The organism is Williamsia sp. D3 (genome assembly GCF_000506245.1).
Taxonomy (GTDB): Bacteria; Actinomycetota; Actinomycetes; order Mycobacteriales; family Mycobacteriaceae; genus Williamsia; species Williamsia muralis.
In genome coordinates, this window is sequence record NZ_AYTE01000031.1 from 488,020 (window position 1) to 501,473 (window position 13,454).

Annotated in this window: 10 protein-coding genes; all 10 read right to left on the reverse strand. The window is 65.8% G+C overall.

From position 1 onward, the window contains the following. Positions 1-1,200: a cell division protein FtsZ gene (ftsZ, locus tag W823_RS50230; RefSeq protein ID WP_023961076.1), complete on the reverse strand. Its 1,200-nt coding sequence runs from the start codon at positions 1,198-1,200 to the stop codon at positions 1-3. 203 nt (positions 1,201-1,403) lie between these two features. Next, a complete protein-coding gene (locus tag W823_RS50235) occupies positions 1,404-2,402 on the reverse strand; it encodes a cell division protein FtsQ/DivIB (protein ID WP_081729864.1) in 999 nt (332 codons plus the stop codon). Continuing rightward, a complete protein-coding gene (gene murC / locus W823_RS50240; RefSeq protein ID WP_023961080.1) occupies positions 2,399-3,919 on the reverse strand; it encodes a UDP-N-acetylmuramate--L-alanine ligase in 1,521 nt (506 codons plus the stop codon). The genes W823_RS50235 and murC overlap by 4 nt, the downstream gene beginning before the upstream one ends. Then, positions 3,916-5,073 (reverse strand): undecaprenyldiphospho-muramoylpentapeptide beta-N-acetylglucosaminyltransferase, encoded by a 1,158-nt coding sequence (murG, locus tag W823_RS0130225; protein WP_031332997.1) that lies wholly within the window; start codon positions 5,071-5,073, stop codon positions 3,916-3,918. Before murG ends, murC begins: the two co-directional genes overlap by 4 nt. Further along, on the reverse strand, positions 5,070-6,857 hold the full coding sequence (gene ftsW, locus W823_RS0130230) for a putative lipid II flippase FtsW (RefSeq protein ID WP_031332998.1): 1,788 nt from the start codon (positions 6,855-6,857) through the stop codon (positions 5,070-5,072). Before ftsW ends, murG begins: the two co-directional genes overlap by 4 nt. Beyond that, on the reverse strand, positions 6,857-8,338 hold the full coding sequence (murD, locus tag W823_RS50245; protein WP_023961084.1) for a UDP-N-acetylmuramoyl-L-alanine--D-glutamate ligase: 1,482 nt from the start codon (positions 8,336-8,338) through the stop codon (positions 6,857-6,859). Before murD ends, ftsW begins: the two co-directional genes overlap by 1 nt. Continuing rightward, positions 8,335-9,423, reverse strand: coding sequence for a phospho-N-acetylmuramoyl-pentapeptide-transferase (gene mraY / locus W823_RS50250; protein WP_023961086.1), 1,089 nt, complete (start codon positions 9,421-9,423; stop codon positions 8,335-8,337). Before mraY ends, murD begins: the two co-directional genes overlap by 4 nt. A gap of 32 nt (positions 9,424-9,455) precedes the next feature. Beyond that, positions 9,456-9,914 (reverse strand): hypothetical protein, encoded by a 459-nt coding sequence (locus W823_RS0130235; protein ID WP_051406628.1) that lies wholly within the window; start codon positions 9,912-9,914, stop codon positions 9,456-9,458. Continuing rightward, positions 9,911-11,515, reverse strand: a complete 1,605-nt coding sequence (locus W823_RS0130240; protein ID WP_031333002.1) for a UDP-N-acetylmuramoyl-L-alanyl-D-glutamate--2,6-diaminopimelate ligase — start codon at positions 11,513-11,515, stop codon at positions 9,911-9,913. Before W823_RS0130240 ends, W823_RS0130235 begins: the two co-directional genes overlap by 4 nt. A 23-nt stretch (positions 11,516-11,538) precedes the next feature. Beyond that, positions 11,539-13,454 (reverse strand): penicillin-binding protein 2 (locus W823_RS50255; protein WP_023961088.1); only part of this gene is annotated, 1,916 nt, incomplete at its 5' end.

The window sequence follows — 13,454 nt, forward strand, 5'->3', positions numbered from 1 at the left end:
TCAGCGCTTCATGAACGGTGGGACATCCACCTCGTCGTCGGCCTCGTCGAGACCGTGAGCCGGACGCGACGAGCCGTTGCGCGACGAGCGATCGTCAGCGAAGGGGTCACCGGCGGGCACCTGAGCGAACAGCGGGTCACGCCGTTCGGTGGTGTTGCCACCGGCCGACACCGACCCGGCGCGTGCCGAACCGATCGAGCCACTCGTACGTGCTGCAGCAGTCGCAGCAGATTCGACGGGTTTGCGTGCGGGCGAACCACTGTCGAAGCCGGCGGCGATCACCGTCACCCGCACCTCGTCTCCGAGGTTGTCGTCGATGACCGTGCCGAAGATGATGTTCGCGTCGATGTGTGCGGCTTCCTGCACCAGCGTCGCTGCCTCATTGATCTCGAACAGGCCGAGATCGCTTCCGCCGGCGATCGAGATCAGCACGCCGTGAGCACCTTCCATGGAGGCCTCGAGCAATGGCGAGTTGATCGCCGACTCGGCGGCCTTGGTCGCCCGCGACTCTCCCCGCGCCGAACCGATGCCCATCAGGGCACTGCCTGCATTGCTCATCACACCTTTGACGTCGGCGAAGTCGACGTTGATCAGACCAGGCGTGGTGATCAGATCGGTGATGCCCTGCACACCGTTGAGGAGAACCTCGTCGGCGCTGCGGAAGGCATCCATCAAACTGACTGCGGCATCACCCATCTGGAGCAGCCGGTCGTTGGGGATCACGATGAGGGTGTCGCATGATTCACGCAGTGCGGCGATACCGACCTCTGCCTGGCCACCACGACGCTTTCCCTCGAAGGAGAACGGGCGGGTCACGACACCAACCGTGAGTGCACCCAGTTTGCGTGCGATGCTCGCGACGACAGGAGCGCCACCGGTTCCGGTACCGCCACCCTCACCCGCGGTCACGAACACCATGTCGGCGCCCTTGATCAATTCCTCGATCTCGTCCTTGGCATCTTCGGCGGCGCGGCGTCCCACCTCGGGATCGGCACCGGCGCCGAGGCCACGCGTGGAGTCGCGACCGACGTCGAGTTTGACGTCGGCGTCGCTCATCAGCAGGGCCTGTGCGTCGGTGTTGATCGCGATGAACTCGACCCCCTTGAGGCCTTGTTCGATCATGCGGTTGACGGCATTGACTCCGCCGCCGCCAATACCGACGACCTTGATCACGGCAAGGTAGTTGTGCGGGGGCGTCATAGCGCTCGCCTTCCTTTTGTTTCGATCCGAACCATCTGGCTCTGCTGCTCGCACCCACCGGGACGAAAACCCTCAACCTAAACCACAGGCTTAGAGTTATGTCAAGTAGTCACGTGCTGGGGGAAACGCTAGGCACCATCGGACTGTGGAGCCAGCAAGCGCTGCGGCGTGTCGCCAAGAACCGAAGAAATCGGGCTCGAAATCTACTTGAAGGTCGGATTCTGCGGGCTCGACACGTTGTACTCGGTGCCTTCCTGCCCCAGAACGTGTCGGAGTGTCTCCGCTTTTTCACCGTTGCGTTCGTCGTCGCCCCACACCACGGTGCGATTGTCCTTGAGCTGCAGCACGATGTTCACCGGCGAGGTGACCTCGATACGGGCGACCTGATCGGCCACATAGGCGGGGACCCCGGTCATCACACTGAGCGCCGCGCGGGTCGAGGGATCTCCGGAACCGGGATTCGACGTGACCAATTCGGCCAGACCGGGCGGTGGATCCTGTTGCGCGAACTCGAAGCCCAACTTGTCCATGAGGTAACGCTTGCCGTCTCGCTCGGTGAAGACCACCGGCTGGCGTTCGACCACGGAGACGGTGATGGTCGACGGGTACTCGCGCTTGACCCGCACCGTGGCCACCCGCGGGATCATCGACACGCGCTGGGCCGCAGCTGCGGTGTCCACCTGCATCAGCGGCTCGCCCTTGGAAAGTGCTGCCGCGGCAACAATCTCCGCAGACTGCACAATCGAATTACCCGTCACCTCGATGGTTCGCACCGACATCAGAGGAGAGAAGTAGGCCACCGCGGTCAGTGCGATCACCACCACGATGGCCCCCACTGTGAGCAGCAGTAGTCGCAGACCACTGACACCCCGTGCGCGACGGGAGGCTCTGGCTCCTCGGCGAGCTTTGCGCGCGACCGCACCGGATCGGTCCGAGTCCACCGGCTCGTCGGGGTCGACCGAGTCGCCGGGTTCGCTTCCGATCCCACCACCGACCGTCACGTCGACCAGGTCGGTGAGGTCATCGGGTTCGGATTGATCGGGCTCGGTCAGGTCATCGGGCTCGGTCAGGTCATCGGGCTCGGTCAGGTCGTCAGGGTGCGACTGTCCCTTCGGATCCACCGGAACGCTGCCCGACCCCTTGGCATCTCGATGATCGCCACGTCTGCCGCTGCCCCGGCGGGGCCGGCGCCGCTCGCTCATCGGCCACCTTTCGGCGTCCCGCCATCAGCTCGGTGATGCCCCCGATCACGCAGAGCCTCCACGATCTCGGCGGCCTGCATCGTCACATCGCCGGCGCCGATGGTCAGGATCACGTCGTCGGGAGCAGCCATGTCGGCGATCTGAGCGGGCAGCGCCGAGACATCAGGCTGAAAGGCAACGGGTTTGGTGATCTGGTCGGCGATGGTCAGACCCGAGATGCCCGGGATCGGTTCCTCCCGGGCACCGTAGACGTCGAGCACGATCACCTGGTCGGCCAGACTCAGCGACTCGGCGAACTCACGGGCAAAGGTTTCGGTGCGCGAATACAGGTGCGGCTGGAATATCGCCACCACGCGACCGCCGTCTGCATCCACCATGTCCCGGGCCGCGGTGAGCACAGCGCGTACTTCGGTGGGGTGATGGGCGTAGTCGTCGAAGACGCGTATGCGTCCGACTCGGCCACGGAGCTGGAAACGACGGTGCACTCCGGCAAAACCCTCGACGCCCTCGATGACGCCCGAGACCGACGCCCCCAGACACACACCCGCGATCATCGCAGCAATCGCGTTGAGCGCCATGTGTTTGCCGGGAACGGTCAGGATGATGGACCGCTCCTGCACATCGCCGTCGACATCGGTGAACCGCACCTTCGCGATGCCACCGCTGGCCCGGCTCTGCCATTCGAGCAACTGGACGGTGAGTCCCACACCACCGGCCAGGTGCGCCTGGGTACCTTCGCCATATCCGAGCACGGACACCCCACGCTCGGCCATCCGCGCAGCCACCCTGCCGGCCAGCGCAGCCGAGCCGGGATCGTCCAGGCACACGATCAAAGCGCCACCGGGATTGATCCGGTCGGCGAAGTCATCGAAGACCTGCACATAGGCCTCGGTGGTCCCGAAGAAATCGAGATGGTCGGACTCCACGTTGGTCACGACCGCGACGTCCGGGCTGTACTGGAGCAGCGAGCCGTCGCTCTCGTCGGCTTCGGCGACGAACACGTCGCCCGAGCCGTGATAAGCGTTGGTACCGGACTCGTTGAGCTCGCCCCCGACGGCGAACGACGGCTCGAAGCCGCAGTGCTGCAACGCGACAACGGCCATCGAAGTGGTGGACGTCTTTCCGTGGGTGCCCGCGATGAGCAGGTTGCGATGACCCTCCATGAGCGTCGCCAACACCGCCGGCCGCAGCAGTACCGGGATATCCAGTTCACGCGCGGCGACGAGTTCGGGATTTGTCTTCGGGATCGCCGCGAAGGTCGTGACGACCACGGTGGGCCCACCCTCGAGCAATTCGAGTGCCGACCGGTCGTGACCGATCTGAATCTTGGCACCGCGAGTCCGGAGATCGATGACGGCGCGTGACTCCTTGGCATCGCTACCCGACACCTGTCCCCCGCGCGCCAGCAGGATGCGCGCCAACCCGGACATTCCGGCCCCACCGATACCGACCATGTGCACACGTGAGAGTTGCGGTGGCAGAGCCTGTTCGACACCGGTGGTCGAGGTCTCGTTCATGTCGACCCCCCGGAGCGATGCGCCTGCGCGAGCTCGATGCCGGCCCGAGCCACGGCCTGGGCCGCACCCCGAGCTCCTGCGCCCGCCGCGGCCTTCGACATCGCGGCCAGCCGGCCGGGCTCGGTCAGCAGGGGTGGAATGGTGCGGGCCACGTAGTCGGGCGTGAGATCGGCGTCGTCGACCAAGATCCCGCCACCGGCCGACACCAGCGGTGCCGCGTTCAACCGCTGCTCCCCATTGCCATGTGGCAGGGGCACGTACACCGCGGGGAGTCCGGTCGCCGACACCTCGGCAACCGTCATCGCTCCCGATCGACAGATCGCCAGGTCTGCGGCGGCATAAGCCAGATCCATCCGCGAGATGTACGGCAGCGCCACGTAGGGACACTCGGCCTCGAACGGTTCGAGCGTGTTCTTCTTGCCGTAAGCGTGCAATACACCGATCTTGTTGTCCGCCAACACCTGAGCGGCACCCCGCACCGCGGTGTTCAAACTCAGGGCGCCCTGCGATCCACCGAACACCAACAGCGTCGGCGCATCGGGGTCCAGCCCGAAGAACTCACGGGCCTGCGCACGAAGACCTGCGCGGTCCAGATCCGAGATGGATGCCCGCACCGGAATGCCGACGACTTCGGCATCCAAACCCGAGCCGGGCACGGCGGCGAGCACCCGCTGTGCCAGCCGAGCGCCGACCTTGTTGGCCACGCCTGCACGTGCATTGGCCTCGTGGATGACCACCGGCACCCGCCGCGACCGCGGGCGCATCCGCGCAGCGATATAGGCGGGCAGCGCCACGTATCCGCCGAATCCGATCACCACGTCGGCGTTCACCTCGTCGAGGACTCGACGGGTGGCCGCCACCGACGCGCGAAGCCGAAGCGGCAGCCTGGCCAGATCGGCGTTGGGCTTGCGGGGCAACGGGACGGGCGGGATCAGTTCGAGCCGGTAGCCACGCTCTGGAACCAGAGTGGTCTCCAGACCGCGAGCGGTGCCGAGCGCTGTGACCTCGATACTCGGATCGAGGTCGCGCACGGCATCGGCGACAGCCATCGCCGGCTCGATGTGTCCGGCGGTCCCACCGCCCGCGACCACGATCGACAACGGACGGGTCGACTCACTCACTTCGGGTACCGCCGCAGATGCGGGTCCGGTCACCGCCACCGTTCCGGATCCCGGTAACGCGGTGCCGGGGTGCTCCCACGGCGAGGATCTTGTTGCTGACGCTGTCGGGCATAGGGGTCATTCTTGCGCAGGGGCCGGGCCCGTGTCTGCGGTGGGCTGGCGGTACCGCCGTATCCCCAGTCCTGCTGCCTCGGGACCCCACGCTCGCGCCTGGTCCGCTGTGGTGGCGGGTAACTGCGTGGCGGCTGCGTACCGCGGGTCCGACGCCGAGCAGGTTCGGCGACCGCGGCTCTGCGAGCACGGGTGGCCGGGCGCGAATCCTGCTTCCCCCGGCGACGATCGAGTCGTTCGCGGAGCACCTCGGCGCGGGTTTGCGAATACGGGACCGGATTGGGCAGTCGCAACATCCGGCCGAAACGGCCATCTCCCCCAGCAGCCAACGCGGCGACCGCCTCGGGTTCGTGTCGTGCTGCGTTCGCGAGCAGGCCGAACATCACCAACGTGGTGAACGTCGATGTGCCACCGGCCGACAACAGGGGCAGCTGGATGCCGGTGACCGGCAGGAGGCCGACAACGTAGCCGATGTTGATCAGTGCCTGGGCAGTGACCAGCACGGTGATGGTTGCGGTCAGCAGCCGCAGGAACGGGTCCACCGAGCGCGTGGCGATGCGCAGTCCCACGTACGCGAGAAGTCCGAACAGGAGCAGCACGAGAACACCACCGATGAGTCCGAGCTCCTCACCGATGATCGCGAAGATGAAGTCGTTGTGGGCGTTCGGGAGGTAGTTCCATTTGGCGCGACTCTGGCCGAGTCCTTCACCGAAGACACCTCCGTTGGCAAGGGCGTAACCTGCCTGTCGCGCTTGATATCCCGCACCCTGCGGGTCGTCGATGTGTCCGAGGAAGCTCTGCACGCGTTCACTTCGGTACCCGGCGGTCATCGCCAGGACACCCGCCGCAACCACACCGGTGGCGGCGAATGACAAGAACACCTTCACCGGCAGGCCGGCAAACCACAGCAGCGCACCGACGATGACCGCGATGGTGATGGTGGTACTCAGGTTCGGCTCGAGGATGATGAGCACGCAGACCAAAAAGGAGACCGGAATCAGCGGGACAAGCAATTCGCGAAGCGATGCGTTGTCACGCCGACGCGACGCCAGCAGATGAGCGCCCCATACACACAGGGCCACCTTGGCCAGTTCCGACGGTTGGACCGACAGCCCACCGACGGTGAACCACCGCCGCGAACCCTGGACCAGACTGCCGATGCCCGGCACCAGAACGAGCATGAGCATGATCGTCGCGACGATCATGGCGGGCGCAGCCAACCTGCGCATCAACCTGATCGGCATCCGGACAGCGAAATAGAACAGCACCACCCCGAGCGCTGCGAACACCAGCTGTGTGGTGAACAGGCCATAGGACGATCCGGTCTTCGAGTACCCCTCGACCGAGGAGGCCGACAACACCATCACCAGACCGAACGAGGTCAACAGCACGGTCAGCGTGACAATGAGATGGAATGAGGCGAGCGGGCGGCTCAGGACGCCGGAGATCGCCGTGACGACGTTGCCGATGCCTTCGGCGAACGTGATGACCTTGCGTTCGGGCCGACTGCGGGTAGTCGATGCACTGGCCGCCGGCTTGTCGTCGACAACCGAATCCGTTCCGGCAGAATCTTTCTCACCGGTTGCTGAATCGGACTCCGTGCCGTCGACATCGGCGGCCTCGTCGAACGCCGAGTCGTCGGCAGCCTGATCATCGGACGAGCGCCCGGTTGTTGTGGGTTCTTCGGGATCGAGTCCGCGCGGCATCAGGATGCCCCCAACACACGCGCACCCGGCAGGGCGCGAGCGCTGGCGGCGAAGGCATCACCACGGACCCCGTAACCGGCGAACATGTCGAGTGAGGCCGCGGCGGGAGCCAGCAGGACCGCGTCCGGTGTGTCCGGGTCGGCAACGCACATCTCCCAGGCGGCGCGCACCGCCCTGGCCATGACGGCAGTGGGGTCAGCAGTGTTCACCGCCCCATCTTCCCCTGTTACTACTGTGACTGTTGGTACCAGAGGGGCGTGTCGTGTCATTGCGTCCGCAATGATGTCGCGATCGGCTCCGATGATCACCACCCCGGCGAGCCGATCGCGAACCGCGACGACGAGGTCGTCCACCGAAGCCCCCTTGAGGAGCCCGCCGGCCAGCCACACAACCCGGCGATGTCCCCTGATGGATGCGAGCGCGGCGTGAGGGTTGGTGGCCTTGGAATCGTCGATGAAGGTTGTGGAGTCGATGACGGCAACCGGCGTGCTGCGATGACCGCCGACGGTGAACGATTCGAGCCCGGCTTCCACGGCCTCTGGTCCGACACCGATGGCCCGGCACAGCGCTGCGGCAGCCAGAGCATTCAACTGTCCCGACGGCCCGGTCGGCCGGACCTTGTCCAGGGCGATCAACGCGACAACTGAGTTGTCGCCACTCTCGTCCCAGTCCACCCGATCAACGAGCTGTCCGTTGGAGACCCCGAGCTCGCCGGGGTGCGGGGTACCGAGCCGGAACCCCACGGTCCGTGCACCTTCCGAGGTGGCGGCAAGGATGCCGGCGACCGGGTCATCGAGCCCCACAACGGCAATCGGCCCGGACAACGCGACCGACTTCGCTTTGATGTAGGCCGACATGGAACCGTGCCAATCGAGGTGATCTTCGGCGATGTTGAGCACGGCACCTGCGGTCGGCCGCACCGATGGCGCCCAGTACAGCTGGAACGACGAGAGTTCAACCGCCAGGACGTCCGACCGCGGCTCGGCCACCAGGGCATCGAGCACCGGCAGGCCGATGTTGCCGCACGCGCTCACCGACGCGCCCGCAGCGGTCATGATGGCCTCGACCATGCCGGTGGTGGTGGTCTTGCCGTTGGTCCCGGTCACCACGAGCCACTGCCGCGGCGGTCCGGTGATGCCGGACCGATCGACGTGCCAGGCCAGTTCGACCTCACCCCACACAGGTAGACCGGCATCCGCCGCGGCGACCAACATCGGATTGTCAGGACGAAAGCCCGGAGAGGTGACCACAAGATCGAAGTCATCAACCCACGCGTCCCGCGCGAGGATCTCGTCCACCGTGGATGCCGCGGCTCCGAGATCCACGAGTGGACGTGTGGCCTTGCTGTTGTTGTCGCACACCGTCACCGATGTGCCCTGGCCGAGCAGGAATCGGATCGCAGAGGCACCGGCGATCCCGGCACCTGCCACCAGGACGCGTTGTCCCCACGGCGTGCCGGTGCCGGAGGCTGGCACGGTCATCCTCCGCTGGCCGCCAGGAACTCGCTGTAGAACAGCGACAATCCCAGGGCACAGGCGATGGCCGTGAGCAACCAGAACCGGATGATGACCGTTGTCTCCGCCCACCCCGACAGTTCGAAGTGGTGGTGGAACGGCGCCATTCGGAACACTCGTCTCCCGGTGGTCCGGAACACTGCGATCTGGATGACAACCGAGATGATCTCGGCGACGAACAGTGCGCCCACCACGACCATCAGTAGTTCTGTGCTCGTGGTGATGGACAGCCCGGCAAGCATGCCTCCGAGGGCAAGTGATCCGGTGTCGCCCATGAATATCTTGGCCGGAGCGGCATTCCACCACAGAAAGCCGAGGCAGGCCCCACCGCCGGCGACCGCGATCAACGCCAGATCCAGGGGGTCGCGGACCGTGTAGCAGCCGGGTTCGGCCGTCTTTGGTCCACCCACGCAGGCATTTCGGTACTGCCAGAACGTGACCAGCACGTACGAACCGAGGACCATCGCCATCGATCCTGCGGCCAGACCGTCGAGACCGTCGGTGAAGTTCACCGCATTCGACCACGCCGACACCACCAGCCAGCAGAAGACGACAAACAACACCGAGCTCATCGTGATGGCGTCGATGTCACGCACATACGACAGCTGGGTGCTGGCGGGCGTGTAGCCGGCCTCGTTGCGGAACTGCAGTGCCAGGATGCCGAAGAGCAGGGCCGCGATCAGTTGGCCGACCGACTTGGCTGTCTTGTTCAGGCCCAGGTTGCGTTGCTTACGGATCTTGATGAAGTCGTCGAGGAAACCGACGATGGCCAGTGTGGTCGCGAGCGACAGCACGAGGACACCCGAGGCTGTCGGTCCGCTCCCATCGGTCAGGAGACCGACGAGATGAGCGCCCCAGTAGCCCGCCCAGAGTGCCGCGACGATGGCGACGCCGCCCATCGAGGGCGTACCGCGTTTGGTCTGATGGCTCTTGGGCCCCTCGACCCGGATCTCCTGGCCGAACCCCTGCCTCGAGAAGACCTTGATCAGCACCGGCGTCAGCAGAATCGCCACAGCCAGCGAGATCACGCCCGCAATCAGGATCTGCCTCACCTATAAGTCCTCACCTGTTCGAATGCCATCAGTTATTCGGACCCTTGTCGCATCAGGAGTTTGTCGGCCGGGACGTGCTCGTCCAACGCCTCGACCAGCCCCAACTCGCGTCCACCCATCACCAGCACCACGTCGTGCTCGCCGAGTTGAGCGTCCAGTATCTCCATCGCCTGCTCCGTTGCCGACACCAGGACCGCTTCGGAGCCCCACGATCCTTCCATGACCGCACCCTGGTGCAGGCCGTGCATGGCCCGGGATGTCCCCACACAGATGATCTGACCGATGTCCAGACGCACGGCCAGCCGTCCCAATTCGTCGTGGGCGACAACCCAGGACGTCATCGCCGCTCGATCGTCGGGGTCGAAGTCGGCAGGTTTGTCGAGTTCGCCCAGCACGGCCCAGCTGCGCCGACCGGGGGCCGCATGTACGGCATCGGCGAGCTGTCGCAGTCCCGCCCGCACGCTTGCGGTGTCAAAGGCACCTGATGTCATGACCCACCTCCCGAAGGTGAATCCGGCCTGGTGACGAGGTCGTCGATGGCCTCGGCCAACACCTGCCGGTCGTCGAACGGGTACTTGACGCCATCGATCTCCTGCCCCGCCTCATGGCCCTTACCTGCGATCAGCACCACGTCGCCCGGTTCCGCCCAGGCCACCGCAGCGCGGATTGCCTCACGCCGGTCCCCTATGTCGCGCACCGACGCGGCGCCGGGCGGCCGTTCGGCCTCTGCCACTTCACGAGCCCCCGCCAGCACCTGCGCGCGGATGTCGTCGGGACGTTCGGTGCGTGGATTGTCGTCTGTGACGACAACGAGTTCGGCTCCACGTACCGCAGCTGCGCCCATCAACCGCCGTTTCCCGGTGTCCCGGTCGCCACCCGCCCCGACCACGACGGCCAGCCGCCCGTCGATCTGGCTCCGCAAGGTGGCGATCACCGCCTCGAGCGCCGCGGGCTTGTGGGCGTAGTCCACCACGGCCAGAAACGCCTGGCCTCGATCCACCTTCTCCACCCGCCCGGGCACCGCGACTCCGGAGATGGCGTCGATCACCGTCCGGACCGGGATGCCGATGTGGTCGCAGATGGCCAGCGCGGTCAACGCGTTGGCGACGTTGTAGCGCCCAGGCATCGGGACCGTCATGGAATAGGTATCGCCGGACGGGCCGGTGACGGTCACGCTCTGGCTGCCGTCGGCGGCGACCTGCGAGTCGGACGCGTGCCAGTCGGCCGCGACACCGGTGGTCGACAGCGTGATCGCGTCAGGCCCGGCAACGCCGGCCATCTCCCTGCCCCACTCGTCGTCGACACACACCACCGACCGCAGGGCGCGTACCGGTGAATCAGGTTGGAAAAGCAGAGATTTCGCGTTGAAGTAGTCCCGCATCGTCGGATGGAAGTCGAGATGATCCTGCGACAAGTTGGTGAACGCGCCCACAGCGAAGGCACAGCCGTCGACCCGGCCGAGTGCCAACGCATGGCTGGACACCTCCATCACCACCGAGTTCACCCCCTGCTCCACCATCGCGGCGAGAAGGCCCTGCAGTTCCGGTGCTTCCGGGGTCGTCAGGGCGCTCGGCTGGCGGATGCCCGCGATCCTCGTCTCGACCGTTCCGATCAGCCCCACCGACTGCCCGGACGCCATCAACGCTGCTTCTGTCAGATAGCTGGTGGTGGTCTTGCCAGAGGTCCCGGTGATCCCGATGACGGTCAGACGCCGCGACGGCTGCCCGTAGATCCGGGAACTCAGATCGCCGAGAACCTGCCGCGGATCGGGGTGTACCAGCACAACACAGTCCAGCGGGCCGTCGAGACCCTGGATGATCGCGCTGCCCGCCGGATCGGTGAGCACAGCTGTGGCGCCGGCCGCCAGTGCATCTGCGGCGAACTGGGCACCATGGAAACGGTTGCCGGGCAACGCCGCGAACAGATCCCCACGACGCACATCCTGGGCACGCAGGGTGACCCCGGTGACCGGCGTTCGTTCGTCGACCGAACCGATCAGATCCATCCGTGCGTGGCAGGCGGCCGACAGCACCGACACTTCGGTCGGGGCGACCACGGCAGGGCGCAGCACCGAGTCATCGGAAGAAGACATTCGATCAACATACCGCCGACGGGTCACTCGGCTCGCAGCACCAGCGGCGGCGTCGGCTGCGCCGACATCGGCACCTGCTCGCGCTGCAGCATCCAGGACGCAATGCTCTGGAACAGCGGAGCAGCACTCTGGCCTCCGGTGCCGTCACTGCTGCGGGTGGGGGCGTCGAGCATGATCCCGATGACGTATCGGGGGTTGTCGGCCGGGGCGATCCCGGCGAATGTGATGTTGTAGCTCGACTGCGAGTAGCAACCGCAATCGGGGTCGACCTGCTGGGCGGTACCCGTCTTTCCGCTGATCTGATAACCCGGGACCTCGGCCTTGGCGCCGGTACCCATCTGAACGCCCATCGGGTCGTTCTGGATGGTCGCGCGGAACATGTCCCGCACCGTCCGAGCCGTCTGCGGGCTCACCACTTGCACGCCCTCGGGCGCCGGCAGCTGGCCGTCCTGACCTGTCCCCTCGATCGACTTGATGATGCGAGGCGGAATGCGCAGACCGTCGTTGGCGATCGCCTGGTACATCGCTGTCATCTGCAGCAAGGTCATCGTGAGGCCTTGTCCGATGGGCAGATTGGCGAAGGTGCCTCCCGACCACTGGGACCGTGCCGGCACCACGCCTGCGCTTTCGGCGGGGAGCCCGACGTCTGATCGCTGACCGAGGCCGAAGCGCTTGACCATGTCCGCGAATCGGTCCTCACCCACCTCATCGGCGAGCATGAGTGTTCCGACGTTCGATGACTTACCGAAGATTCCCGTGGTGGTGTAGGGCTCGACACCGTGCGCCCAGGCGTCTTTCACCGTGACATCGGCCATGTCGATACTGCCCGGCACCTGATGCACCTCGGTCGGGTTGGTGATCCCGTATTCGATGGCGGCAGCCGCCGTGACGATCTTGTTCACCGACCCCGGTTCGAAGGGCGAGGTGATCGGCAGGTCGCCCAGCTGCGCGTTGTCCTGCTCGTCGAGCGGCTTGGCGGGGTTGAAGGTGCCGTCGTTCGCCATCGCGAGGACCTCGCCCGTCTTCGCGTCGAGCACCACCGCCGACGCGTTCTTGGCCTTCGACAGTTTCTTGGCCTTCTCGACCTCGTTCTGGACGTACCACTGGATGTCCGAGTCGATGGTGAGTTCGACGGTGCCGCCGTCGACCGATGGATGCAGGTTTCTCGAGCTGCCGGGGATCACTGCGCCATCGGAGCCGCGGTCGTAGGTTCGCGATCCATCGGTGCCCGAGAGGATGGAATCCATGGACGACTCCAGCCCGATGAGACCGTTGCCGTCGAAGTCGACGTCGCCGACGATGTTCGCGGCCAGCGACCCACCCGGGTAGAGGCGCACGTCCTGTCGCTCGGACCCCACCTCCGGGAATTCGTCGATGATCTTGCCTGCCGCCTCGGGGCTGATGGCCCGGGCGAGGTACACAAAGTTCTCGTTGCTGCGCAACAGCTCTTTGATCGAATCCTGGTTGTACTCACTACCCAGTTCCGCACTGATGCCCGCCGCGATCTGGTCGATGCGTTCGTCGACACCGGGCAGGGTCGGGGTCTTCTTGTTCGCTTCTTCGATCTCCTTGCGGACCTTCACAGGCTGAAAGGTCAGGGCACGGGCGTCATCGGTGTATGCGATCGCCTTCCCGTTGCGGTCCTCGATCGCGCCGCGCTTGGCGGGGAGCACCTCGGTGACCGCTCGCTGACTCGCCGCCTCCGCGGACAACCCCGAGGCATCCACGACCTGAAGCATCACCATCTTGATCGCGACCACCGCCACGATCAGGACGATCACCAGGCTGGCGAGCCGATGCCGCACCAGAAACTGGCGTCCGGCCCGCAGTGCCTGTTGATTCGAATGCTGGGAACCACCGATCGGGAACCCGGACCGCGTTGCCGCCGACCGTCCCGCCGCCACATTGTCGCCCTCGCGGGCACCGGCTCCGCTCTTGC